Raw genomic sequence first — 24895 nt, 5'->3', positions numbered from 1 at the left:
TCAGCGGCTTACCTGTGCTTCCCAAGCTGAATGTCGTCGGTTCGATCCCGATCGCCCGCTCCAGTCCTCCCTCCGCCTGACGCCGGTTACCCTTTCTTGGGGGCTTAGGCCGACGAGGGTTCAGGAGGCGCAAACGATGGCGGCCGCCCACCAGACGTGGCGCTTCAGGTCTACAGCCGCGACAGGCGCAGGCGCCAAGACCCATCATCGGCGGCGTCGGTTGCGGCCGCATGTGGGGCGGACGTCTGAAGCAGTGAGAGCGGCCCGAGCGTGGCCCGATCGACCGGATCCGCCTGCACCATCGTGCAGCCGCCGAGCGCCAGCGCGAGCGGCAACGCCAGTAGTGCCCGGCGGAGCCAAACGCCCCCGGAGCGCGATCGCGGCGACATCGGGTCGAAGAGCCACCCGGCACTGTACCGCGGGCCGGTCAGCTGAACCGCATTGGGACCGAGGGCGCGCACGGGTCTGAACCTCCGACGAAATCCCTCAGGCCGCAGCCCGCCGCTCGCCCGGAACCAAGTCCCGGCTCGCCTGCTCGATCCGCACCAGCCAGCCCTCGGCCGCCTCGGCGCGGCGCTCGGCGGCCTGGACCCGCGCCTCCATGGCCTGCAGCTTCGCGGCAGCCTCCGCCTGGATCTTTCCGATTTGCGCCTCGACACGCGCGCGGAGTTCAGCGGCCTTCGCATTCGCCTGAACCTGAACCTCGCGCACCAGCTGCTCGAAGGCGCGGGCCTCCTGCTGCGACCGCTTCAATTCCTGCAGAAGGGCGTCCTGCTCGGCGGCCTGTTCGCGCAGGCGCGCCTCCTGCTGCTGGGCGGCGCTCTTGGCCGCCGTCAGGGTATCGAGAACACCGGTCCAGTCCGAGGCCACGCGACGGGGCACGGGCGGTGCATCGCTCACCACGGCGAGCGCCGGCGCGGGCGGGGACGGAGCCACCGGCGGCTTGTCCTGGCCGTCCGGTCGATGCGCCACGATATGCGCGTCGAGAGTGGCCCAGAACGCCTCGTCCATCGCTGGCATCGCCATTCCCTTCTGCCCGTAGGTGTCTCAAGACGGCGGCCCGGCGACACCGCGTCGGATGTTCGCGCGGAGCATCCGTTACGGCTTATCCGACCTGCGGCAGCTCCCGCGGATCGGGAGCCAAGCAACTCAATCTCAGGTGCCCGATGTGCCGGTCCTGCGCGCGGCAGGCTCAACGACGAATTCGGACTCGATCGTCTCAGAAATCCGGCGCAGCCACTCCTCGGCCGACGCCGCACGCTCTTCCGCGAGACGGGCCCGCTCATCGGCGGCCCGGATCAGCATTGCGGCCTGCGCGTGGGCCTCTTCGGTGCGTTGATCGGCGGCGCGGACCTTCGCGTCGGCGTCCCGGAGATCGGCCTGGACCTGCTCGACCAGCTCCTGAACCCGCACTTCGTAATCCTGCGCGCGATCCTCGACTGCGCGGATGTAATGCGCTGCGCCACGCACCCGATCGAGCAAGCTCGACCATTTCGTGGCCGTCGGCACCGATCCCAGGACGACGACCTTGGACTCGGATCCGGCGCCATGCTCGCCCGATGCCAAAGCGTTCACCGGGTCGGACTCGATCCGTCTTGACTGGTCCATGGTCGATCCTGAAGCCGGGGCGGGAACGAAGACATCGGGACGCTCGTCCCTCAGCCTTCGAACTGGACCTGACCCATATGGCCGCCGAGCAGAAGTGTCTTGGCCGCCGCATCAATCCGCGAGAGCCACTTCTCGGCAGTGTAGGCCCGCAGGTCGGCGACCCGCACCTGCTCCTCGGCCGCACGAACCCAAGCCTCGGCCTCGGCCTGCAGGGTGCGCACCCGCGCTTCCGCCTCGGCGCGAATCTCCTCCACCTGCGAGTCGGCATCCGCCTGAACGCGCTGGAGTCGGATATCGGCCCGCGTCTGGATCTCGTGTGACCGCATCTCGGACAGCTGGAGCCGCTGCTGGGTCTCCTTCAACTCGCGCTGCAGCGTCTCGATCAGCACCTCGTGGGAGGCGCTCTGCTCCCGAAGGCGCTTCTTCTGCTCGTCGGCGAGGCCGACCATGCCGTTGATGATGTCGAGGGTCGTCATCCAGTCCGCGACCGCATCGGTCTGGGCTTCGGAGGACGACGGCATCGACGCTTCGCTCAGAGCCATCGTGGGCGCAGCGACCGGCTCCGCATCGTTGACGGCCGGCTCCGGCATCATCGCGGCGGGGCCTTCGTCGGTGTCCAGGCTCAGGCGCAGCGCCGGCATCTCGCCGTGACCGGAACTGGGTTTGAGCCTTAAGATCTCAGCCGAGGGCTTCTCGGAAATACGGTCCAGACTTTCCGCGACCTGCGTCAGAATGTGGGACCAAGAGGCTGTGGGCGCCGCGATCATGCTCATTGCTGCCTTTCCCGGGGCGAACATGGGATGATAAAGCCACAGACGTGGTTAATGAGCCGTTAATTGTGTATTCGCCCGCTAGCTTTTCATAAGCTCCTCCTAACCATAATTAATCTTCGTCGCCTTCGGCGGCACCAGAGATTCTTGGGTGGATTCGGCAGCTGCAGGTTGGCGATTCGTCTGGATTTCCTGGTCGTTAACGACCTTTTCAATCAGTCGATCGGCAGATATTTGTGACACCAATCGATGATCATTGGCTTATAATAAGACGAATTACGGTCAATTTTAGTATTTTCTGCATCAATTGCCACACAATATGGTATAATCGTTCTAAAGTTTTGAAAAAATATCCATCATTTCAGGTATTTGTCCGAAATTCAAAGAACTCTTGCATCGAATATTGGGATGGACTTCCAATATTCTGCACTTAATGGCGCGAACCGTGTTCCGAAGCGACCCACTCCGGCATCGATCCGGTGGGATGCCGCGGACGCGATTCTCACGGGTGAGCGGGCATCGACGCAGGGTCAGCGATCCGCGCCGGACGGAAGCGGGCGAAGCGCTCGGCCAGGATCGGGAGCACCAGAAGGTTCAGAACCGTAGAGCTGACGAGGCCGCCAAGGATCACGAGCGCCATCGGCCCCTCGATCTCCCGGCCGGGCTCCCCCGCGCCGAGGGCGAGCGGTAGCAGGCCGAGGCCGGTGACCAGCGACGTCATCAGGATCGGTACCATCCGGTCGGCGGCGCCTTCAGCGGCGGTGGCGGCATTCCAGGAACGGCCGTCCCGGTTCACCATCTGCTCGTAATGGGCGATCATCATCACGCTGTTGCGCAGTGAAATACCCGCCAGGGTGACGAAGCCCACGATCGAACCGAGCGATAGTACGCCACCGGTCAGCGCGGCCGCCGCGACGCCGCCCACGAAGGCGAAGGGCAGGTTGACGAGGACGAGGATCAGGTTCGCCGCGGATCCCGTGACGATCGCGAGCAGGACCACGATGCCGAAGCCCGCGAGACCCGCATGGAATAGGAGATCGCGCCGCGCGGCTTCCTGCGCCTCGGCCGCGCCCGAAAAGGTCACGTACACGCCTTCCGGCAAGCGGACCTCCCGGGCGATCTTGCGCTTGGCCGCCGCCACGAAGGTCGCCACGTCGCGGCCCGCGACGTTGGCGGTGACCGCCTGCATCCGCTGCGCGCCGAGGTGCTGAACCTGATAGCGGCCGGCGCTCTCGTAGACATCGGCGACCTGCGACAGGCGCACATAGCGCCCGCCAGGCGCCCGCAGGGGAAGGTCGCCGACGGCGCTGAGGCGGCCCCGCACCTGCGCGTCGAGGATCACCAGCACGTTGACTACCGCGTTGCCCCGATAGCTCTGGCCGACGACATCGCCCTGATAGGCGGTACGCACCGCCTCCAGCACCTCCACCGGGTCGAGCCCCCAGTGGCGCAGATCCACCGGACGCAAGGCTACGGTCACCTGCGGCAAGCCGGCCGGCGCGGCCTGCTGAACATCGCGGGCACCCTTCACCTGGGCGAGTTCCCGGGCGACCGAGCGGGCGGCGGCCTCGATCCGGTCGAGGTCGCTGCCGATGACGTTGATCACCACCGAAGCGGTGAATCCCGAGACCGTCTCCTCGATGCGTTCGGTCAGGAAGGACTTGAGCGAGAAGGCGGCGCCGGGAAAGCCCGCGATCACAGTCCGGATCTCCGTCTCGACCTTGCGCTGGGCGGCTCCGTCGAGGCCGGGCTCCAGATCGATGTGGATCTCGCTGTAATGCGGCCCCGCCGTGTCCTCGCCGGCCTCCGCGCGTCCGATCTGGGCGGCGACCGCCCGCACCCCCGGTATCGCTTTCAGATCGGCGGTGACGAGGCCGCTCAACCGCTGCGATTCCTGCAAGGCGGTGCCGGGTATCGCCACCATGTGGAGGATCATGTGGCCCTCCCGGAGGTCGGGGAGGAACACCGCTCCGAGGGTCGGTAGGATAGCGGCACCGCCAAGCGTCACCAGCACGCTCGTCAGGATCGCGATCCGCGGCACCCGGCCGATCCGCGCCAGCAGTCGGAGATAACCCGCGCGGCTCCAGCGTACGACCGGGGGCTCACGCCGGGCTCCGTCGCGGGTCGACCGGCCGCCGAGCAGGAGCAGCACGAGGGCCGGTGTCACCGTCAGGGCCACGAGGAGCGAGGCGACGACCGCCGCGACGTAGGCGAGCGCGAGCGGTCCGAACAGGCGCCCGGCCACCCCGGTGAGCGCCAGGACCGGCAGGAACATCAGGAGCACGGCGAGTGTCGCGTAGGCGACGGAACTACGCACCTCCAGCATGGCGCTCAACACGACGCGGGCACCGCCGCGCCCCTCGGCCCGCGCCGCCCGCAGTCGGCGGGATGCGTTCTCGACGCCGATCACCGCGTCGTCGACCACCTCGCCGATGGCCAGCGCCAGTCCCCCGAGCGTCAGGGTGTTGAGACTCTCGCCCCAGGCCTGAAGCGCGAGCGCGGCCGCGATCAGCGACAGGGGGATGGCCGTCGCGCTGATCAGGGCGGCCCGCCAATCGGCCAGGAAGACCAGCAGCACGATCACCACCAAGACGCCGCCGAGGGCGAGCGCCTGGATAACGTTGCCGGTGGCGACATCCACGAAGTTCGCCGGCCGGAACAGGTCGGCGCGCAGGGTCACGCCCTCCCGCTGCAGGACCGGGCGCAGTTCATCGAGGGCCGCCTCCAGGCGGGCCGTGACCGCCCTGGTATCGACGCCGACCTGGGCGCCGACCATCAGAAGCACGCCCGGCGCGCCGTCCACGAGGGCGGCGCTGATCGCGGGTTCCGGGGCCGCCGTCACCGTGGCGACGTCGGAGAGCAGCATGCTCGGGCCGCCATCGTTGTGCAGCACCGTCTGCCCCAGAGCCTCCGGGGTGAGCGACTGCCCCTCGGTCCGCAGCAGGACGCGTTGGTTCGGCGTGTCGACGAAGCCCGCCCCCCGAACGCCGGTCGCCTTCCGGGCCGCCGCCAGTACGTCGTTGAGGCCGATCTGGTAGCGGATCAGGTCGTCCGGGCGGATCTGGACCTGCAGCGAGCGCACCGCCCCGCCGTAGAGCGACACCTGGGCGATGCCCGGCACCGCCTGGAGGCGGCGGCGCACGGTCCATTCGGCGAGGTGGCGCAGGTCCATGGCGTCGCGCGAGGCCGAGGTCAGGCCGACGAGGAGCACGGTGAGCGTCGATGACGTGAGCGGCGTCATGGCGGGCGCCGCGACTCCGTCCGGCAGGCGCCCGGCCAGCGCCGCCAGCCGCTCGTTGACCCGCTGGCGGACCCGGTCGACGTAGCTGCCGGCCTTGAACACCGCGGTGATCACCGACAGTCCCTGGATCGAGGTCGAGCGCAGCGTCTCCAACCCGGGCAGGCCGCCGACCGCGACCTCGACCGGCTGGGTAACCAGCACTTCCACCTGCTCCGAGTCGAGGCCGGGCGCCTCGGCCTGGATCGTCACGGTCGGGGGCGCGAATTCGGGAAAGACGTCGTAGCGCGCGCCCGCCAGGGCGTAGAGGCCGAACACCAGGAGCGCGCAGGCCAGGGCCAGCACCACCCGCGGATGCCGGACGGCGAAACCCAAGAGAGCAACCTGCGGCCCGCGAGCCGCCTCCTCCGGCGGCTCAGTCATCGTCGTCGCCCACGACGCGGATGCGGCTCTTCATCTCCTCGGAGAGGAGCGCCTGCCCGCCCCGCAGCACGATCTCGGCGCCGTCCGGCAGATCCTCGACCACGAACGAATCCGCCGACATGGGCGCGTCCGGCCGGATCGCGTGCCGCACGAACGCGCCGTCGCCGGTGCCGCGATACACCCAGGTCCCCCCCTCCCCGTGGACCACCGCGTCCTCGGGCACGAGCACGCCGCGGACCGACCGCTCGGCCGGCAGGAAGGCCATCGTGCTGGTTCCGGGCAGGAGGCCGCTGTCGCCGGAGACGAGATAGAAGAAGCTCTGCCCCTGGATGCGGGGATCGGTCCGGGTCGCGGCCGAGACCAGCAGCATCGCGACCCGCACGCTCTGCGGCGGGACCTCGGCGAAGGCGGCCTCGGGCGGGGTCGCGAGGTTCTCGCCGGGCGGCAGCGTCACCTGGACCAGGAAATCGGCGCGCTCGATCAGGCGGGTGACGAGGGCCGTGCGATCGATGATCGCCTTGCCGAGCACCGAGCCCCATTCCTGTCGCGCGGTCGCGCTGAGCGTGCGCACCTGCGATTCGGCCGCCGTCTGGGCGGCGCGGTCGGTGAGCAGGGTGCCCTCGGCGGTCTCGATCTGGGCGACCGCGACCACGCCCGCGCCGAGATTGCGGGCGCGGCGGGCGGCGCTGGCCGAGACCTCGACACGGGCCTGCGCCATCTGCAGCGCCGCGACGGCTCCGGCGTAACTGTTGGTGAGTTCGGTGATACGGGCGATGTCGACGACGGTGCCGTAAGCGGTCAGTTCCTGCCGGTGGGGTACGGCCGGACGGGTCTCGGCGACCAAGCCGATCCGCGCTTGCTCCGGTCGGGTCAACCGGACGAAGGTGCGCCCGTCCTCGACGGCGGTACGCGGGGCCGCCGGGCGCATGTCGGCCGTGGGCGCTCGGTGCAGGTCAGGTAGGAGCGTCTCAAGCTGCGCGCGCAATCCGTGCAGAAAGGGGGCAGCCCCAGCCGGCAGGATCGCGTCCGGCGCAGCAATGGCGGCGCCGGTAGCCACGATCAGCACGCCGCCGACGATCAGGCGCCCTCGCATACGCACGCCATGCCCCTCCGCGCCATTGCCGAAATGTCCCGGCTCCGATGCCGAATACACCCGGATGGGCTCGGCTCAAACTCGGTTGCAGCCAAAGGTGGGGGATGGGGGCAACGCGGGGACACGCATCTCGATGCGGCGCCTCATACCAGCCGGAGGCAATCACCGCTCACATACGAAAGCCCGCCTCGGCGATGCGAGGCGGGCTCTCGTGGAACGGGTTCGCGCTGCGGTAGCTTAGCAGCCGTCATCCTTCACCGGGGCGGTATCCCGATCGGCCACCGCCTTGTTCATGGCACCCACGGTGCCGGGGGACGCCGGCTGCTGGCCACCCGCGAGGTTCGCCGCACCCGGATCGGTCGAATTCGACTTCGCGCCCGGCGTGGTCTTCGCTTCGCGGTCCGCCGTCTGCGTGGCGCCTGCGTTGTTCATGGCGCCGACCGTGCCGGGCGAAGCGGGCTGATTGCCGCCGGCCAAGTTCTTGCTCGACTTGTCGACGTCCGAACTCTTGGGGTTGGCGGCGTGCTGATCGGGCGTCTTGGGCATCGTCGTCCCGGTCGCGCACGGAGCAGCGAGGGCGGGGCTGGCCGCGAGGGCCAAGAGCGCGACGGCGCTGACCAGGCGTGTGACCTTCATAAACGTTCCTCCAAATATTTTTACTCGGGGCTAATTGCCAAATCCACCTTGAAGTTCCGGTACGAATGCCCGGAACTTTGCCTTGTTGCAGCGCGAGCTGAGAATTCGCGCGCTTTGGCAGGCTGAATGTCTCTACAGCCGCGCTTCGTCGTCAGGCTTTCCGCGAGCCGCATCCGGCGACGATTCCGCGCCCTGCGCGGATGCGGTGCGGGATCGCCCTTGCACACGCCGCCGGCCTGCTCAAAAGTCCCGCCGGGCACTCCGCCGGAGGCGCGAGTCGGATCATCTCCGGCAGCGCGATGGCGTCGCGAAGGAGTCGATCCGTTGACGCGCGTGGACCTGAATTCCGATCTCGGCGAGGGCTACGGCGCCTATACCTGCGGCGACGACGCGGCGATCCTCGACATCGTGACCTCCGCCAACGTCGCCTGCGGCCTGCACGCGGGGGATCCCGAGATCATGGCGACGACCTTCGCACTGGCGAAGGCGCGCGGCGTCGCGGTGGGGGCCCATCCGGGTTTTCCGGACCTGTGGGGCTTCGGGCGCCGGCGGATCCCGTTCAGCCCGGGTGAGATCGAGCGGCTGGTGGCCTATCAGGTCGGCGCCGCGCAGGCGCTCGCCACCTATGTGGGCCACCGCCTCACCTACGTGAAGACCCATGGGGCGCTGGGCAACATCGCCGCCGAGGACCAGTCCGTCGCCGATGCCGTGGCGCGGGCCGTCAAGGCGGTCGATCCCGGGCTGGCGCTGCTGGCCATCGCGCTGAGCGCCCAGGTGCGCGCCGGCGAGGCGGCGGGCCTCGAGGTCCATCAGGAAATCTTCGCCGACCGTGGTTACACCGAGGCGGGGCTGCTGATCCCCCGCAGCGAACCGGGCGCCTTCATCACCGATCCGGCCGAGGCGGCGGACAGGATCCTGCGCATGGTCCAGGGCGCGTTCATCCTGACCGCATCGGGCCGGGAATTGTCGACCCCGATCCGCTCGATCTGCGTGCATGGCGACTCGGCCCACGCGGTCGCCACCGCCCGGGCGGTCCGGGATCGGCTGGAGGGCGCCGGGGTGACGCTGGCACCGTTCCGGCCGTGAGCGCGACCCCGGACGAGCCCCGGCTCCTCGATGCGGGCGAGGCCGCACTGGTGGTCGAGTTCGGCAGCACGGTCGATCCCGCGATCAGCGATCGGGTCCTGGCGCTGGACGACGCCCTCGGCGCCGATCCGCCCGAGGGCCTGCGCGAGCGCGTCCCGACCTACCGGTCGCTGATGCTGCACTACGATCCGCTGGTGCTCGATCGCGCGGCGCTCGTCGAACGGGTCCGGGCCCTCGCGGCCGGGACGACCGAACGCACGGCCAACACCACCCTGTGGACGCTGCCCTGCTGCTACGCGGCCCCGCACGGCGAGGACATCAGCCAGGTCGCCGAACGCACCGGCCTCTCGCCCGACGCGGTGGTGGCGACCCATGCGGGGGCGACCTACCGGGTCTACATGTACGGCTTCGCCCCGGGCTTCGCGTATCTCGGCGGTTTGCCGGAGGTTCTGGCCGTGCCCCGCCGGGCGAGCCCGCGCCCGCCTCACCCGGCCAACGCCGTGGTGATCGGCGGCGGTCTCGCGGCGGTCGCCACCGTCCCGATGCCGACCGGCTGGTACGTGATCGGAGCCACCCCGGCCCGGCTCTACGCGCCGGAGCGCGATCGGAGCTTCTTCGTCGGCGCGGGCGATCTGATCCGCTTCGAGCCCGTGGATGCCGCGACCTTCGACGCGCTGTCGGCGCGGGAAGCCGCCGGCGAGCCGGTGGCCCGTCGCTGGGAGTCGCGGACATGACGGCGCTCGTCATCGCGGCCGCGGGCCCCGGGATCACGCTGCAGGATAGCGGCCGGAACGGCTACCTGCGCTACGGCATCACGGCCGCGGGGCCGATGGACCCGCTGCTGCACGCCACCGCCAACCGGGCGGCCGGCAATGCCCTGGACGCCACAGCCATCGAGATCTCCACGGGCGGCGTCACGCTCTCCGCAGAGGGCGGTGCGATCGGGCTCGCGCTCATCGCGCCGGGCTTCCGGGTCGCTCTGGACGGCGCGGCGCTGCCCGATCGCACGGCAGTGACCCTGGAGGCCGGACGGACGCTCGTCGTGCGGGCCGGTGATGCGGGGTCCTGGGGCTATTGCGCGGTGAGCGGCCGCATCGCGGTGGCGCCGGTGCTCGGCTCCACCGCGACCCACACCCGCTCGGGCCTCGGCGGCCTCGACGGGCGCGGACTCTCGGCCGGCGACCGGCTGCCCGTGGACGAGACCCGATCCGGCGATGTTGCCCCGCAACGCCTCGTCATGCCCTGGCTGGACCGGGACCCGCGGGTGATCCGGGTGGTGCTCGGGCCGCAGGACGATTACTTCGCCGCAGATCAGATCGACGCGTTCCTGGCCGGGCCCTGGACGATCTCGCCCCGGGGCGACCGCATGGCCTGCTTCCTCGACGGGACGCCCCTGACGCACGCCAAGGGCCACGACATCGTCTCCGACGGGGTCGCCATGGGGGCGATCCAGGTGCCCGGCAACGGGTTGCCGATCGTGCTGATGGCCGACCGGCAATCCACCGGTGGCTATCCGAAGATCGCGACGGTCATCGGCCCCGATCTCGGCCGCCTCGCCCAAGTGCGCGGCGGGGCGCGGATCGCCTTCCGGCAGGTCACGGTGGCCGAGGCGGTGGCGGCGCGCCGTGCCGAGCGCGATGTCTTGCACGAACCGGTGGCGCGGGAGCCGGTGGTGCGGACGGATTTCGCCTCGGATTTCCTGCTCGGCCTCAACCTCGTCGGCGGCGTCGCCGATGGTCGCGCCTGACGATGCGACGCGCTATGGGCGGAGCGGCCCCGGCCGGGACGACAACGAGAAAGGCTCCCACGTATGGCTCACGCGGTCACCGCCTCGGGCACACCGCCCACGCGCAGCAACGAACCGCTCAACGCGGACAGCGTCCGGAAGGCCCGGATCGACCTCGCCGCCTGTTTGCGCTGGGCCGCGCGCAACGGGCTTGAGGAAGGCATCTGCAATCATTTCTCGGCCGTCCTGCCGGAGCGGCCCGACCTGTTCCTGGTCAATCCCTACGGCCTCGCCTTCGCCGAGGTGACCGCCTCGAGCCTGCTGCTCTGCGACTTCCACGGCAACGTCGTGGAGGGTGATGGTCAGCCGGAGGCGACGGCCTTCCACATCCATGCCGAGTTGCACCGGCTCAAGCCCCGCGCCCGCGCCGCTTTCCACACCCACATGCCCTACGCCACCGCGCTCGCCATGCTGGAGGGGCAGCCCCTGGTCTGGGCCGGCCAGACAGCCCTGCGCTTCTACGGCCGCATCGCGGTGGACGAGGATTACAACGGGTTGGCGCTGGATTCCCAGGAAGGCCAACGGATCGCCGCCAGCGCCGGGGAGGCCGATGTGGTCTTCCTGAAGAACCACGGCGTGATGGTGCTCGGCGAGACCGTCGCGGAGGCCTGGGACGACCTCTACTATCTGGAGCGTGCCGCACAGGCGCAGGTTCTCGCCCTCAGCACGGGGCGGTCGCTGAAGATCGTGCCCGAAGGTATCGTGAAGCACGTCGCCGCCCAGGAGGCGGCCGGCCGCGCCGAGAGCGCGCGGCTGCATCTGGAGAGCGTCAAGCGAGTCCTCGCCCGGGACGAGCCGGCCTTCCTGGCTTGAGCCGTTCGAGCGCCGGAAGGTCTTGATTTCAAAAGGTCGAGACCCTTTGCGGGTGCAAAGCAGAGCCCTGCGATCGTGTCAGGGCATTGCCCTGACGGCCCACCAGTGGGCACAGCCCTTTGGAAATCCAGGACCCGCCCATTCCGAACCGGGCGAGCTTCTTCAGGGCGCCCCCCGGATCCGCTCCAGCAGCGCGGCGTCAGCGTAGCCATCGGCCGGCAGGCCAATCGAACCCTGGAACGCGCGCAGTGCCGTCCGGGTCTTCGGGCCGATCTTCCCATCGATGCCGCCGGTGGCGAAGCCGTGCTCGGTGAGGCGGGTCTGCAGGTCGCGCCGCTCGTCCCCAGTGAGCGCCCGGTCCCCCCGGGGCCAGTCACGGACGAGGCCGGGATCGCCGCGCAGGCGGTCCGACAGCAGCGCGACGGTCAGTGCGTAGGCGAGCGCCGTGTTGTAGCGCAGGATCACCGCGAAGTTCGGTCGCAGCAGGAAGGCCGGGCCGCGGATCCCGGCGGGCAGGATCAGGGTCGCCTCCGCGGTCTCGTCTGGGATCGCGCCCGGACGAGCGGGCCGTACACCGAGCGCCTGCCACGCGGCGAGGCTGCGCGGCGTGGTCTCGTCAGCCAGGGCGGCGTCGAAGCCCTCGGGCAGCAGCGCCTCGGCGCCCCAGCCTTCTTCGGGCTTCCAGCCGTGGGCGCGCAGGTAATGCGCCGTCGAGGCCAGCGCATCCGGCACCGAGGTCCAGATGTCACGCTTGCCGTCTCCGTCGAAATCAACCGCATCGCGGAGGTAGACGCTCGGCATGAACTGGGTATGGCCCATCGCCCCCGCCCACGAGCCGGTGAGGCCAGCGGGCATCCGGTCGAGGGGCGCTTGGTTCCAGGCCAGGATCTGGAGCGCGGCCGAGAGCTCGTTGCGCCAGTAGGGTGCGCGAGCGGGATCGCCGCAGGCCAGCGTCGCCAGGGATCGCACCACCGGCTTCACCACAGCGAGGTTGTCGAGCACTGCGCCGAAGCTCGATTCCACGCCCCAGAACGCCGCCAGGATGTAGCGGTCGACCCCGTAGCGGGCCTCGATCGTCGCGAAGGTCTCGGCCTGCTCGGCGAGCTTGGCCCGGCCCGCCTCGATGCGGGCCGGAGTGACGCTGGCCTCGATGTAGTCCGAGAGCGGTCTTACGAATTCGCCCTGGCTCGCGGTGGCGGCCAGAACGTCGGGATCGGGCGTCAGGTTGGCGAGTTGGGCGTCGGCGAGGGTCTGCGGCACGGCCTGCGTGGTCGCGAAGGCGATGAGGCCGGCGCGACAGCTTTCGAAGGGCATCACGGGCGGGATTGCGTCGGGCGCCGCAACCGCGAGGGTCGGCATCAGGGCGCAGAATAAAACGGCTCTGCGGGTTCCCGGACAGGGGCGTGTCGGGCTGCTCATCGGCGCTCTGGGCTCGCATTCTGTAGGGGTGCCCAGCATACCCGGCCGATCGGGGCGGGTTCCAGCGGAGAACAGGCCCGCTTCGAAGTGTCGGTATCGCGCCAACGTGATTGCGCGGCCCTGCCGGATGGAAGACGACCCGGGCATCCTTCCTCAGGAGGGTCCAAAGGAGATCGACCGATGAAGCGGATAGCCTTCGCCACGATCGCTGTGGCTACACTCGCCGCCGGTCCCGCGCATGCCCTGGAGGTCATCCGCAGCCGCGACCTCCCCACACCCGCGGAGGCGGTCTGGGCGCTGGTCGGCGATTTCTGCGCCATCCAGTTCTGGCACCCGCAGGTCGAGCGCTGCATCCTGTCGGCCGACGACGACGATGACGGCATCCGCGCGCAGATCCGGGGTCTCGTGGTGAAGGGTGGGCTCGGCACGATCGTGGAGGTCGAGACCGCCCGCGACGAGACGGGCCGGAGCTACAGCTACGGCTTGATCCAGGGCCCCCTGCCGGTGCGCGCCTACAACGCGACCCTGGCGGTCCGGCCGAACGGCACCGGATCCACGGTGATCTGGAGCGCGACGTTCGACGCCGAGGGGATGAGCGATGCCGAAGCGGTCGCCGACATCGCCGGTGTGTTCGAGGCGGGGCTTGCCGGGATCGCCCGCGAGGCGTCCAGATAGCGTCCGGCCGAATCGGGCGGCCGCGCGATCAGATTCCCGGTCGGCGGCGTATCCCCCTCGTCCCGGCGCCAGCCGGCACCGATCTGAGCGGCGTCGGGGCAAAGGATCGCCCGGCTCGATTGCCAGAGGCAACCTCACGAGGCCGAGACCCGCATGCGCCGCCACCGCCACGCCAAGATCGTCGCCACCGTGGGCCCCGCCAGTTCGGCGCCCGACCAGCTGAAAGCCCTGTTCCTCGCTGGGGTCGATACCTTCCGGCTGAATTTCAGCCACGGCACGCAGGAGGACCACGCCCGCGTCCACGCTGCGATCCGCGCCCTCGAAAAGGAGGTCGGCCGGCCGATCGGCATCCTGCAGGATCTGCAAGGACCCAAGATCCGAATCGGCACGCTGCAAGGCGGCCGACTGGATCTCGAGGCCGGCGAGCGGGTGCGCTTCGTCCTGGAAGGCACCGACGGCGACAAGCAGACGATCCCGCTGCACCATCCGGAGATCTTCGATGCGGTCGTGCCCGGTCAGGAATTGCTGATCGACGACGGGCGGGTGCGGGTGCGGGTCATCGGACCGGAGCGCACTGCCATCATGGCCGAGGTGGTGACCGGTGGGGCGATCTCGAACCGCAAGGGCGTCAACCTGCCGGGCACGCTGCTCGACCTGTCGCCGCTCACCGAGAAGGACCGGGCCGACCTCGCCTTCGGGCTCGATCTCGGCGTCGACTGGGTGGCCCTGTCCTTCGTGCAGAAGCCGTCCGACGTGATCGAGGCCCGGGGGATCATCAGCGACAGGGCCGGGATCATGTCGAAGATCGAGAAGCCGCAGGCGCTGGAGCGGATCGACGACATCATCCGGCTCTCCGACGCCGTGATGGTGGCCCGCGGCGATCTGGGGGTCGAGATCCCGCACGAGGACGTTCCGGGCCGTCAGAAGGAGTTGATCCGCGCCTGCCGGCTCGCCGTGAAGCCCGTGGTGGTGGCGACCCAGATGCTCGACTCGATGGTCAGCGCCCCCGCACCGACCCGGGCCGAGGCCTCGGACGTGGCGACCGCGATCTACGACGGCGCCGACGCCGTCATGCTCTCGGCGGAATCGGCCACCGGACGCTATCCGGTGGAGGCGGTCGCGATGATGGACCGGATCATCCGCAGCGTGGAGGGCCATAAGCTGTACCACTCCATCGTGGCGGCCTCGGAGCCCGGCGAGGAGGAGACGCCGCCCCACGCGGTCGCCACCGCGACAGCCGACCTCGCCGAGGCGATCCATGCCGCCGCGATCGTGGCCTACACGTCGAGCGGAACGACGGCGGCCCGGGTGGCGCGCAAGCGCCCCGCCGCCGCGATCCTGGCGCTGACGCCGAACCTCGCGACCTCACGCCGGTTGAGCCTGTTGTGGGGCGCCCACAGCGTCCTCACGGACGATGTCGATTCCTACGAGGAGATGACGGCAAAAGCCTGCCAGCACGCGCAGGAAGAGGGTTTCGCCAAGCCGAACGACATCATCGTGGTGGCCGCGGGCATCCCGTTCCACACGGCGGGCAACACGAACAACATCCGGCTGATGCAGGTCTGAGTGTTACAAGGCTGACGGCGGGCTCCGCGGGTGGAACGCGGCCCGCTTCCCATCGTTGACTTGGAAGCTGCGCCGTTTTGGCGCGAAACTGAAGGGCCATCCCATGAACCTGATCGGACGCCTCGTCACCAAGCTCCTCGGCAACGAGAACCGCCCCATCGACCGCGACGACCGGAACGCCAGCACGGCGACGCCGATCGGCCGCCTCGTCACGAAGATCCTGGGCAAGTAAGCATCGACGCCGCGCGCCCCGGGCGCGCGGCTCCCGGCGATCAATCAGTTCGCGACCGCACCCGCGACTTCCTTGACGGTCGGCGCCGCCGGCACGGTGTGCTGCCAGAACGTCCCGGTCCGGCCCTTGGCGAAGCCCTCGTCGTAAAGGCTGCGCATGTAAGCGGTGTCGAAGCCCTTCGAGGCCGGTACCTTCGGACCACCCTCGTCGATGTAGGTCAGGTTGAAGCCGATGCCGTTGCCCCGCGCCAGCGCGTAGGTCGCGGTCAGCGTGGCCCGCGAGCGGGCGCGGCTCGCCGTCGTGAAAGAGCGCTCTACGATCGAGAGCGTGTTGTCCTTCGTCACCTCGAAATCTGGCTCCAGGCGGCCGTTGATCACGACGTAGATCTCGGCCTTCCCGCCCGTGCGGATTCGCCCGTCGCGGAGCAGAAGGGTCTGCGGCAGGGTGAAGACCGGCGTCACCACCGAGCCGTCGACATGCATCTCCTGGAAGCGCGCGTCGCCGGCCGAGACATCGATGAATTGCGGCGGGAACACCGCCGGGATGCTGGCCGAGGCGGCCAGCACGTCGCGGAACAGCTCACGGGCATTCGGCACGCCGCTCGCCGCGATGGCGCCCATGTTCCAGATGACGGCCCGCTGGGAATCGAGGTTGGTGGTCACCACGAGCAGGCGCCGGCCCTTGGCGTGCTCCTCGGCCACCGCCCGGATCAGATCCGGCGTGACGTAACGGTCGATAAGGTTGCGCAGACGCCCGTCACCGAACAACCCGGAGCCGAACAGCACGTTGGCGATGTTGGGCGAGGCGACCAGCTCGCCGGCGACGCCGCTGGTGTAGAATTCGGTGAGATAAGCGTCGTAGCCGGACCCCAGGAACGCGAATGGCGCAATCAGCGCCCCGGTCGAGACGCCGGACACCAGGCTGAATTCCGGCCGCTGGCCCGAAGCCGTCCAGCCGTTGAGGACACCGGCTCCGTAAGCCCCGTCGCCGCCGCCACCCGACAACGCCAGGTAGTTGAAACTCTTATTCCGCCGCTGCGGGTTAGCGGCAAGTTCCGCGATCGTCTCCACCGAGGCGTCCGCGTAGACGCGCGCGCCGGGGATGCCCGGAACGCTCGCAAATGCGGCCTGCTCAGCGCTGTAAGGCGTCCGCGGAAGGCTGCCGCAGGCCGCCACCTGACCCGCCAGCCCGAGCGCGGCCAGCGCCCGCAAGCCTGTCCGACGGAAACCCATCCTCGTCACCTTGATCCGTGAAGCCCGGCCACCCTGCCACATGAAACGAGCTTGGCTGTGACGTACGTTCCGTCTTTGCCGCCCGGTGGGCCGGATAAAGATCTGCTGTTGCGCCCAGGTCACGATCCCACGGGATCGCGGCGCAAGCGAGGCCGGACGCGGTTTGGGTGGCAGCGGGGCCCGTTCGGTGTGCGACGATGCCCGGGCAGCGTGACGTTGGCAGCATTTGCGAACCCGATCGCGCCATTGCCGGTGGACAGGGATTGCGGGGAACGGGCGAGCACCCTTGCAACGTTCGTCAGCGCCGCGCTAGGGTTCCGTGCGGCCTGGCGGGACAGGGTGTCGCACCGCGGCTCGGCCCGCCGTGATCCGATGCGCGGTCCGCGCCTTGGCGTGATCCGCCGTTGGACGGGTCGTTGGACCCGGGATGCGCGCGCCGGACCTTGGCGCAGCGCGGGCTGCAGGGGGCGGAGGGGTAGATGGAAGCGGCAGTAGGCTGGACGGATGATCGCGTGGCGCTCCTGCGCCGGTTGTGGGAGGACGGGCAGAGCGCGAGCAAGATCGCGGCGCAGCTCGGCGGCGTCACGCGCAACGCGGTGATCGGCAAGGTCCACCGCCTGGGTCTGGCGGGCCGCGCCCGGGGTGGGGAAGAAGCCCCCGTCGCCGCGGTCCAGCCGGCGAAGGCCATCGAAATCGAGACGGCCATCGCGGTGGTTGAGATGCAGGCCCCCGAGCCGGTGGCGATCCTCTCGCATCGTCCGGCGCCGGCCTTCCCGGCGGCAGCGCCGGCCGCTTCGCCGACGCCCCTTGCGGTCTCCCAGCGCGTCACCATCATGGACCTGCGGGAATCTATGTGCCGCTGGCCGCTCGGCGATCCGACCACGCCGGAATTCCGGTTCTGCGGCGGCCGGTCGATCACCGGGCTGCCTTACTGCACCCATCACGCCGAGATCGCCTATCAGCCGGCGGCCGAACGGAAGCGGGATCGCCGCGTCGCCTCGTTCCGCTGATCGGCGGCTCCATTAGGGCTGGACCAGCCCGGCTGCGCGGAGATAGCGCGCGGTCGCCGGATTGATGCGATCCGCCGGCACGAGGCCGATCAGGTTTTTCGGGTGCGTCGTGGCGCCCCTGTCGCGGCCGAGCGCGCGGACGATCCGGTCGGCCGCGTCGCCCTCGAAGTCCCGGCGCGCCAGGATGAAGCTCCACGAGCCCACCGTCTCGATCGACTCTGCCTGTCCGGGGAAGCTGCCGGCCGGAACGGTCAGACGCTTCAGCGCGGCGTCCGGCTGCGCCAGACGCACGATCCCAGCTTCCGAGGGGCCGAAGAAGCGCGCCCCGCCCGGAGCCCGGGCCATGGTGGCGAAGCCCGGCCAGTCGAGCCCGCCGCCCCAAAGCGCATCGGCCTGACCATCGCGCACTAGCGTAGGGCCATCACCGGCGCGGTCGAGCAGGACCGGGCGGATGTCGCGCGCGGGGTCGAACCCCGAAGCGGCGAGCGCGCTGCGGGCCATCACGGTAAGCCCCGACAGGTGCGTGCCCAGCACGACCGTACGCCCGCGCAGATCCGCCACCGATCGGATCGGGCTCGCCGCCGGCACGACGAACAGACCGGGCGTCGGGTACATCGGAGCCAGCACGGAGATGCCGCCGGCGGCCGTGAACGCGGGATAGGCGTACTCCCCCTGCACGAGACCCAGATCGACGTCGCCGGCCTGCAGGAGGCCGAGATTCGCGACCGAGCCGCCGCTGGCGCGGGTCTCGATGATCAGGGCCGGGTCCGCTTGCCGAATCGTATCCGCGAAGGCCGCACCGAAGGCCGGAAACCCGCCGCCCGGCGTCGCGGTCGCCAAGACTACGCGAACAGGCTCCTCGGACCGGGCCCGTCGGGGCGCGAGGAGACTCAGCGCTCCGAGGAGCGTCATCCGGCGGGTTGCCATCTTAATTCCCGAAGCTGGCACATGCATCGCCATCAACACTCTCGTCGCGCCGGCGCGCCGGACCAGCGCTGATCGGGAGAATAATTTTCTATTGGCTTCGCGACAGCCAGCAAGGCTGTTCCACGGCTTGGCAGAGATCGCAGCGAAAGCGGAAAGAACTTTTGATGTGGGCACTTAGCCTGATTGCCCCCGTGGCGGCAACGCGATATCGCAGCCTCCCGTCCGGGCCGATCCAAAACCTCCCGCCCGGGGGCTTGGTCTCGACCGACCGGACCCACATCTCACCGATCCCACTACGAGCAGGAGCTCCGCGATGGCCGATTCCCTCAACGCGCCGGCGAAGGTCGGCCATGGCCGTGTCTACGGCTCGATCACCGAGACGATCGGCAACACCCCCCTGGTCCGGCTGAACCGCCTGCCGAAGGAGCACGGGGTCGACGCCGAGATCCTGCTGAAGCTGGAGTTTTTCAACCCGATCGCGAGCGTCAAGGACCGTATCGGCGTCAACATGATCGACGCACTGGAGGCGTCCGGTAAGCTTCAGCCGGGCGGCACGCTGGTGGAGCCGACTTCGGGCAACACCGGCATCGCGCTCGCCTTCACGGCAGCGGCACGGGGCTACCGCCTGATCCTGGTCATGCCGGAGACGATGTCGCTGGAGCGGCGCAAGATGCTGGCGTTCCTGGGCGCGGAACTGGCGCTCACACCCGGCGCGCAGGGCATGAAGGGCGCGATCGCCAAGGCCGAGGAGCTCCTGAAAGAGATTCCCGGCTCGGTGATGCCGCAGCAATTCTCGAACCCCGCCAACCCCGAGATCCACCGGAAAACCACCGCCGAGGAGATCTGGAGCGACACCGGCGGCCAGCTTGACGCGTTCGTGGCGGGCGTCGGCACCGGTGGTACCGTGACGGGCGTCGGCGAGGTGCTGAAGCCTCGCCTGCCGAACCTGAAGGTCTTTGCCGTCGAGCCGGAGGATTCTCCGGTGATCTCGGGCGGCCAGCCGGGGCCGCACAAGATTCAGGGTATCGGCGCCGGCTTCATCCCCGACAATCTCCACACCGACATCCTCGACGGGGTGCTGAAGGTCTCCAACCAGACCGCATTCGAGACCGCCCGGGCGCTCGCCCGCCTCGACGGCATCCCGGGCGGCATCTCGACCGGCGGCAACGTCGCCGCCGCCCTCGAGCTGGCGAAGCGGCCGGAATTCAAGGGCAAGCGCATCGTTACGATCGCCTGCAGCTTCGCCGAGCGCTACATCTCGTCGGCGCTCTTTGAAGGGATCGGCTAAGCCGAACGCAGCCCGTTCCGCGACGGAACGGGCTCTGGCTCCGCTCCGGATCGAACGGCGCGGAGCCCTACCACCGGTGGATCCGATCGCGGGCGACCCTGCGGCGAACCGTACGCCGCTACGTTTCGCGTGGATGGCGTGGCTTGAGTTATATATTTCTACTGAAAAATTGGCGGCGTCACATAGATTTACCGCTGAAAATGCCTACCAATTTCGATATCGACGGCGATTATTTCCAATAAGATACAGATTTTTTCTATCACTTTTATCGATCAACGTTGCATCTCCAGCCTGGATCTTCCTCGATCGTTCCGGTACCGCGAAAAGCGTGATCGGCCGGGGGTTCTGTCATGCGTTGTTTCGTCGTGATCTTGTGCTGCCTCTGGTCGCAAGCCGTGCTGGCGCTGGGTTTTGCGGTCCACGATCTCACGCCGCTGGCTGAGGACGCCCGCACCGCCCTTGACAAGGATGCCACCGCGCAGGCGCAACCGTTCCAGCTCATGCTCACCTGCCCTGGCTGCGACGGCGCTCCGACGGTCGCGCTGCAGTTGGGCCGCCTCACGGACGGCACCGAGGGCCGAATCCGCACTGGCAAGACCACGATGGGCGCGCTGGAAACGATGTGCGTTAAGAAGAACCCGGATTGCCGGCTCACCACTCTGCCGGCCGGCCCGGGGGTCGCGTGGATCACGTCTTACGTCTTCGAGACGGGCGCCGGCGCGACAGCCATCGTCCTCCGTGACGGCGATCTACTGACGATCGATGCCCGGTCGATCGACCGCGGCGCGGCGGAGGATACGGTGCTGCGCCTGGCCCAGAAACTCCTGCCCCGCATCATCGGTCGCTAACGCCCGAACGCTGTTGCCCGCGCCCCATCGCCCGAGGGGCGCAACTCTCCCGCGCCGCCCCGGTTGTTCTGCGAAGACACGGAAAGGCGCGCCATGACCGGCCAGACAGGACGACCGTCCCTCAAGGACTTCGACGCGAACGCGGACCGAAACGGCCAGGATCTCGGACAGGATTCGCCGCTGGATATCGGCTCGGCTGCCCGCACGCAGGCGGACTTGAAACGGAACCCGGCGGGCGATGCCGAAGCCGCGCGGATCGCCTCCGGCACCCCCGGCTCCGATGCCACGGATGCGACCGAGGCCGAGACGCCGCGCGAGAACCTCGACAAGCTGAAGGGCACGTCCAGCGAAAACGCATCCGGCAGCGGCTCGGATCTGAGCGAGGCGATCGACCGCGCAACGGCCGCCGTCGGCCAAGACGACGGGAAGCGCTGATGGCCCGCCCGACCAGCGAATCCGGAACCGTCACCCGCAAGCCCGACGATGCGGTCGGGTCCCGCGGCGATCCGCCCGCCGGGGGCGGCCACCAGACGGCCGAACAGGCGGCCATCACCAACATGGGCGGGGGCGAAAAGCCCCAGCCGGAACCTGGCGAGGGTTGGCGCGACACCGGCGAGCCTGGGCGGTCGCCGCCGGCGATCGGGGGCTCGTCCGGTGGCCATTCAGATCAGAAAGCGTCCCGCGGTCCAGACGCCGGCGAGACGGTTGCGGACGGGCATTACCGGTCGGAACGGGAGAACCATGAATGAGCGAGCGCGAGGACACGGGTGCGAAGCCCGAGAAGCCGAAGAACGTCGCACCTGACGCGGTCAAGGATCCGAACGAGAAAACCGAGGGTCATCCCGGAGCCGGGCCGTCGAGCGGCGGGAGTCAGAACGACGAGACCGACCCAGGGAGCAGCTGACGCCGCCCGGACGGCTCAGGCGAGCCGGAACGGAATCGGATCTGTGGCCAGCTTCACGGCGTCCGGCCGGCAGCCGCTTTCGACACAGGCGTAGCGGATTGCATCCTGGCGGCTGCGGAAGATGCCCCCCGCACGCCCGCCGGTCTCGACAGCCACCCAATGGCCTGCGCCGTCCTGGCCGACGAGATAGGACAGGGGCGTGCCGGCGGTGGCCGGCAGGGATGAATTCAGTGCGACGGTCATGGTCGTCTGGGGGTTCACGCGGACCTCTCGGGTACCGCTATGCCAAGCTATGAAGGCCGGCATAAGGGTTCGATGGACTCGAGAGCGATCCGGAATAAGGGCTGCATCAGCAACCGGGCCTGAGCACCCGGTTGCCGGCCGTTCACGTCCGGTTGCCGGCCGTTCAGCTCAGGCCGCGCTGTCCTTGGAGGAGCGCTCGACGCGCTTGCGGTCGTTCGGATCCAGCACGGTCTTGCGCAGCCGGATCGACTTCGGCGTGACCTCGACCAGCTCGTCGTCCTGGATCCAGGCCAGCGACTTCTCCAGGGTCATCCGGATCGGCGGCGTCAGGCGCACAGCCTCGTCCTTCGAGGTGGTGCGGATGTTGGTGAGCTTCTTGCCCTTGAGCACGTTCACCTCGAGATCGTTCTCGCGGTTGTGCTCGCCGATGATCATGCCCTGATAGACCTTCCAGCCGGGCTCGATCATCATCGGGCCTCGGTCTTCGAGGTTCCACATGGCGTAGGCCACCGCCTCGCCCTTGTCGTTCGAGATGAGCACGCCGTTGCGGCGTCCGGCGATCTCGCCCTTGAAGGGCTCGTAGGCCTTGAACAGGCGGTTCATGATCGCCGTGCCGCGCGTGTCGGTCAGCAACTCGCCCTGGTAGCCGATCAGGCCGCGGGTCGGGGCGTGGAATACGAGGCGCAGGCGGTCACCGCCCGACGGCCGCATCTCCAACATGTCAGCCTTACGCTCCGACATTTTCTGGACGACGACACCCGAGTGCTCCTCGTCCACGTCGATCACCACCTCCTCGATCGGCTCGAGCAGGTTGCCCTCCTCGTCCTTCTCGAAGACGACTCGGGGGCGTGAGACCGCGATCTCGAAGCCCTCGCGGCGCATGGTCTCGATCAGGATGGCGAGCTGAAGCTCGCCGCGGCCGGACACATAGAACGAGTCCTTGTCGGTCGCCTCCTCGATCTTGAGCGTGACGTTGCCCTCGCCCTCCTTGAACAGGCGGTCGCGAATCATCCGGCTCGTGACTTTGTCGCCCTCGGTGCCGGCCAGCGGCGAATCGTTCACGATGAACGACATCGTTACGGTGGGCGGATCGATCGGCTGGGCCTGGATCGGCGTGTCGACCTGCGGGTCGCAGAAGGTGTCGGCCACCGTGCCCTTCATCAGGCCGGCGATCGAGACGATATCGCCCGCCTCGCCGACGTCGATCGGCGCACGCTCCAGGCCGCGGAAGGCGAGGATCTTCGAGACGCGGCCGGTCTCCACGACCTTGCCGTCGCGCGAGAGCACCTTGATCTGCTGGTTCGGCTTCACGGTGCCGGAGGCGATGCGCCCGGTGATGATCCGGCCGAGGAACGGGTTGGCCTCGAGCAGGGTGCCGAGCATCCGGAACGGCCCCTCCTCCACCTTGGCGGGGGGGACGTGCTTGAGCACGAGCGCGAACAGCGGCTCCAGGCCCACCGACGGGTCGGCATCCGGGCTGTCGGCCATCCAGCCGTTGCGGCCGGACCCGTAGAGGATCGGGAAATCGAGCTGGTCGTCGGTGGCGTCGAGGGCGGCGAAGAGATCGAACACCTCGTTCACCACCTCGGTGATGCGGGCGTCCGGCCGGTCGACCTTGTTGATCGCCACGATCGGGCGCAGGCCGATTTTGAGGGCCTTGCCGACCACGAACTTGGTCTGCGGCATCGGCCCCTCGGCGGCGTCGACCAGCACGATCACGCCGTCGACCATCGACAGGATGCGCTCGACCTCGCCGCCGAAATCGGCGTGGCCGGGGGTGTCGACGATGTTGATGCGGGTGTCCTTCCAGACGACCGAAGTCGCCTTCGCCAGGATCGTGATGCCACGTTCCTTCTCGAGGTCGTTCGAGTCCATCGCCCGCTCCTCGACCCGCTGGTTCTCGCGGAAGGTGCCGGACTGGGCCAGCAGCTTGTCGACGAGCGTCGTCTTGCCGTGGTCGACGTGAGCGATGATGGCGATGTTGCGCAGATTCATGTCGGCCCGAAACGGGTTGTGCCGGCTCCCTGGCGGCCGCGCGGCGCGGCCGTCCGCGCCGGTCCAGGTACGGAGTCGTGGTGGTTGCGTCGCAATATAAGGACACGCGCTCCGGGGCAAGGCCGACGCGTGCATGGTTGTATCCTGCCAAGCCCCTAACTTGCCGGATGGCGAGGGCTCGACACCTCAGTGGGGAATAGCGGAACGCGCAAAATGCGCGCCCCTCCCGCAGAGGGAAAAAGGTGTGGGGGAGAAGGCCCGGACCGCCGGACCCGTCGAGACGGCATTGCCTGAGCTCGGAAAATCACCGGCGGTGGCGATTCGCCGCCCCGGCTTCTTCGAAGCGACTGAGACGAGCGAACGACGACGGGCGGGAAAGGGGCGCTCGTGACAGCGGGGGGCAGTGGCATGGCGGCGGCGGCCGCCCGCAAGCCGGCGGAGGACGGTTTCGCCGTCGCGATCCTTTCGTCCGCCGGCAAGGGCGAAGCGCTGGCCCAGAAGCTAAGCGGATTCGGCGTGACCGGCTCAAACCAGTCCCCGAGGGCCTTCAGCACGTCGTCGACGGAGCCATAGCGCGCTGGGACCGAATTGATGTCCTGGTCAATAGCGCCGGCCACGGGCCCCGGGCGCCGCTGCTCGACATCACGGACGCCCAGTGGCACGCCGGTTTGGACATCTGGCTGATGAACGTCGTGCGCTCGCTCCGCCTCGTGACGCCGATCATGAAGGCACAGCGCGCCGGGGCGATCATCAACATCTCGACCGCCTGGGCCTTCGAGCCGAGCCCGATGTTCCCGACCCCGGCGGTGTTCTGCGCGGGGCTCGCGGCCTACACCAAGCTGTTCACCGACAGCTACGCCGCCGACAACGTCCGCATGAAAAACGTGCGCCCCCGCTGGATCGACAGCCTGCCGGCCACGGAGGAGCGCCGACAAAGCGTACCGATGGGCCGCCACGGACGCATCGACGAGATCGCCGCGACGATCGCGTTCCTTGCCTCCGATGATGCCGCCTAAATCACCGGCCCAAACCTGCGTTTGGACGGTGGCCTGACCGCGCGGTCGCCCTGTTCAACCCGGACGATGCGGCTGCGCGGCAGCCAT

Annotated in this window: 25 protein-coding genes and 1 pseudogene; 14 read left to right on the top strand and 12 right to left on the bottom strand. The window is 69.0% G+C overall.

Annotated features, from left to right (window positions below; genetic code table 11):
- Positions 1–170: 170 nt before the first annotated feature.
- From MKK63_RS20300 to MKK63_RS20270, 7 genes are all read right to left on the bottom strand, one after another.
- A complete protein-coding gene (locus tag MKK63_RS20300; RefSeq protein ID WP_244004969.1) occupies positions 171–461 on the bottom strand; it encodes a hypothetical protein in 291 nt (96 codons plus the stop codon).
- 25 nt (positions 462–486) lie between these two features.
- Entirely contained in the window at positions 487–1020 is a 534-nt protein-coding gene (locus tag MKK63_RS20295) for a hypothetical protein (RefSeq protein ID WP_244004967.1), read from the bottom strand.
- Positions 1021–1155: 135 nt separating this feature from the next.
- Positions 1156–1608, bottom strand: coding sequence for a hypothetical protein (locus MKK63_RS20290; RefSeq protein ID WP_244004965.1), 453 nt, complete (start codon positions 1606–1608; stop codon positions 1156–1158).
- 50 nt (positions 1609–1658) lie between these two features.
- Positions 1659–2381: a cell division protein DivIVA gene (locus tag MKK63_RS20285; RefSeq protein ID WP_243921858.1), complete on the bottom strand. Its 723-nt coding sequence runs from the start codon at positions 2379–2381 to the stop codon at positions 1659–1661.
- Between the two features lie 499 nt (positions 2382–2880).
- Positions 2881–6039, bottom strand: coding sequence for an efflux RND transporter permease subunit (locus MKK63_RS20280; RefSeq protein ID WP_244004963.1), 3159 nt, complete (start codon positions 6037–6039; stop codon positions 2881–2883).
- Positions 6032–7132, bottom strand: coding sequence for an efflux RND transporter periplasmic adaptor subunit (locus tag MKK63_RS20275; RefSeq protein WP_244005095.1), 1101 nt, complete (start codon positions 7130–7132; stop codon positions 6032–6034). Before MKK63_RS20275 ends, MKK63_RS20280 begins: the two co-directional genes overlap by 8 nt.
- Before the next feature lie 237 nt (positions 7133–7369).
- Positions 7370–7768, bottom strand: coding sequence for an exopolysaccharide production protein YjbE (locus MKK63_RS20270; protein ID WP_244004961.1), 399 nt, complete (start codon positions 7766–7768; stop codon positions 7370–7372).
- Between the two features lie 324 nt (positions 7769–8092).
- On the opposite strand from MKK63_RS20270, the gene MKK63_RS20265 reads away from it, so the two are divergent.
- The 4 genes from MKK63_RS20265 to MKK63_RS20250 all read left to right on the top strand — a co-directional run bounded on the left by MKK63_RS20265 (position 8093) and on the right by MKK63_RS20250 (position 11453).
- On the top strand, positions 8093–8854 hold the full coding sequence (locus MKK63_RS20265; protein WP_244004959.1) for a 5-oxoprolinase subunit PxpA: 762 nt from the start codon (positions 8093–8095) through the stop codon (positions 8852–8854).
- The gene (locus tag MKK63_RS20260) at positions 8851–9588 is read left to right on the top strand and encodes a 5-oxoprolinase subunit B family protein (RefSeq protein ID WP_244004957.1); all 738 of its coding nucleotides are present in this window, start codon (positions 8851–8853) and stop codon (positions 9586–9588) included. Before MKK63_RS20265 ends, MKK63_RS20260 begins: the two co-directional genes overlap by 4 nt.
- The gene (locus MKK63_RS20255) at positions 9585–10601 is read left to right on the top strand and encodes a biotin-dependent carboxyltransferase family protein (RefSeq protein ID WP_244004956.1); all 1017 of its coding nucleotides are present in this window, start codon (positions 9585–9587) and stop codon (positions 10599–10601) included. The genes MKK63_RS20260 and MKK63_RS20255 overlap by 4 nt, the downstream gene beginning before the upstream one ends.
- A gap of 63 nt (positions 10602–10664) precedes the next feature.
- Complete coding sequence (locus MKK63_RS20250; RefSeq protein ID WP_244004954.1) at positions 10665–11453, top strand: aldolase; 789 nt, start codon at positions 10665–10667, stop codon at positions 11451–11453.
- 162 nt (positions 11454–11615) lie between these two features.
- Here the strand turns inward: MKK63_RS20250 and MKK63_RS20245 are convergent, their stop codons facing one another.
- Positions 11616–12872, bottom strand: coding sequence for a lytic murein transglycosylase (locus MKK63_RS20245; protein WP_244004951.1), 1257 nt, complete (start codon positions 12870–12872; stop codon positions 11616–11618).
- 180 nt (positions 12873–13052) lie between these two features.
- Between MKK63_RS20245 and MKK63_RS20240 the strand changes: the two genes are divergently transcribed.
- The 3 genes from MKK63_RS20240 to MKK63_RS20230 all read left to right on the top strand — a co-directional run bounded on the left by MKK63_RS20240 (position 13053) and on the right by MKK63_RS20230 (position 15345).
- Positions 13053–13547, top strand: a complete 495-nt coding sequence (locus MKK63_RS20240) for an SRPBCC family protein (RefSeq protein WP_244004950.1) — start codon at positions 13053–13055, stop codon at positions 13545–13547.
- A gap of 153 nt (positions 13548–13700) precedes the next feature.
- Complete coding sequence (pyk, locus tag MKK63_RS20235; RefSeq protein ID WP_244004949.1) at positions 13701–15113, top strand: pyruvate kinase; 1413 nt, start codon at positions 13701–13703, stop codon at positions 15111–15113.
- Between the two features lie 103 nt (positions 15114–15216).
- Positions 15217–15345, top strand: coding sequence for a TFIIS helical bundle-like domain containing protein (locus MKK63_RS20230; RefSeq protein ID WP_192706684.1), 129 nt, complete (start codon positions 15217–15219; stop codon positions 15343–15345).
- Positions 15346–15389: 44 nt separating this feature from the next.
- On the opposite strand, the gene MKK63_RS20225 is transcribed toward MKK63_RS20230, so the two are convergent.
- Complete coding sequence (locus tag MKK63_RS20225; RefSeq protein WP_244004947.1) at positions 15390–16577, bottom strand: patatin-like phospholipase family protein; 1188 nt, start codon at positions 16575–16577, stop codon at positions 15390–15392.
- 479 nt (positions 16578–17056) lie between these two features.
- On the opposite strand from MKK63_RS20225, the gene MKK63_RS20220 reads away from it, so the two are divergent.
- A complete protein-coding gene (locus tag MKK63_RS20220; protein ID WP_244004946.1) occupies positions 17057–17587 on the top strand; it encodes a GcrA family cell cycle regulator in 531 nt (176 codons plus the stop codon).
- A 12-nt stretch (positions 17588–17599) separates the two neighbouring features.
- Here the strand turns inward: MKK63_RS20220 and MKK63_RS20215 are convergent, their stop codons facing one another.
- Complete coding sequence (locus tag MKK63_RS20215) at positions 17600–18514, bottom strand: TAXI family TRAP transporter solute-binding subunit (RefSeq protein WP_244004943.1); 915 nt, start codon at positions 18512–18514, stop codon at positions 17600–17602.
- A gap of 313 nt (positions 18515–18827) precedes the next feature.
- Here MKK63_RS20215 and cysK point away from each other — a divergent pair, with 313 nt between their 5' ends.
- The 5 genes from cysK (at position 18828) to MKK63_RS20190 (ending at position 21554) form a co-directional block, all read left to right on the top strand.
- Positions 18828–19802 carry a cysteine synthase A gene (gene cysK / locus MKK63_RS20210; protein WP_244004942.1) on the top strand — a complete coding sequence of 325 codons (975 nt, stop codon included), beginning with the start codon at positions 18828–18830 and terminating at the stop codon, positions 19800–19802.
- A gap of 395 nt (positions 19803–20197) precedes the next feature.
- On the top strand, positions 20198–20650 hold the full coding sequence (locus tag MKK63_RS20205) for a hypothetical protein (protein WP_244004940.1): 453 nt from the start codon (positions 20198–20200) through the stop codon (positions 20648–20650).
- A gap of 93 nt (positions 20651–20743) precedes the next feature.
- Positions 20744–21085: a hypothetical protein gene (locus MKK63_RS20200; RefSeq protein WP_244004938.1), complete on the top strand. Its 342-nt coding sequence runs from the start codon at positions 20744–20746 to the stop codon at positions 21083–21085.
- On the top strand, positions 21085–21399 hold the full coding sequence (locus MKK63_RS20195; protein ID WP_244004936.1) for a hypothetical protein: 315 nt from the start codon (positions 21085–21087) through the stop codon (positions 21397–21399). Before MKK63_RS20200 ends, MKK63_RS20195 begins: the two co-directional genes overlap by 1 nt.
- The gene (locus tag MKK63_RS20190; RefSeq protein WP_244004934.1) at positions 21396–21554 is read left to right on the top strand and encodes a hypothetical protein; all 159 of its coding nucleotides are present in this window, start codon (positions 21396–21398) and stop codon (positions 21552–21554) included. The genes MKK63_RS20195 and MKK63_RS20190 overlap by 4 nt, the downstream gene beginning before the upstream one ends.
- 15 nt (positions 21555–21569) lie before the next feature.
- On the opposite strand, the gene MKK63_RS20185 is transcribed toward MKK63_RS20190, so the two are convergent.
- Complete coding sequence (locus MKK63_RS20185; RefSeq protein WP_244005094.1) at positions 21570–21797, bottom strand: RAG2 PHD domain containing protein; 228 nt, start codon at positions 21795–21797, stop codon at positions 21570–21572.
- Between the two features lie 168 nt (positions 21798–21965).
- Entirely contained in the window at positions 21966–23792 is a 1827-nt protein-coding gene (typA, locus tag MKK63_RS20180) for a translational GTPase TypA (RefSeq protein WP_244004931.1), read from the bottom strand.
- 408 nt (positions 23793–24200) lie between these two features.
- Here typA and MKK63_RS20175 point away from each other — a divergent pair.
- Positions 24201–24808: pseudogene (locus MKK63_RS20175) on the top strand (SDR family oxidoreductase).
- Positions 24809–24895: the final 87 nt, after the last annotated feature.

This window comes from Methylobacterium sp. J-088, assembly GCF_022829295.1.
Lineage (GTDB): Bacteria > Pseudomonadota > Alphaproteobacteria > Rhizobiales > Beijerinckiaceae > Methylobacterium.
Note: the sequence above shows the minus strand (reverse complement) of the source record. Positions and strands in the feature narration are given on the sequence as shown.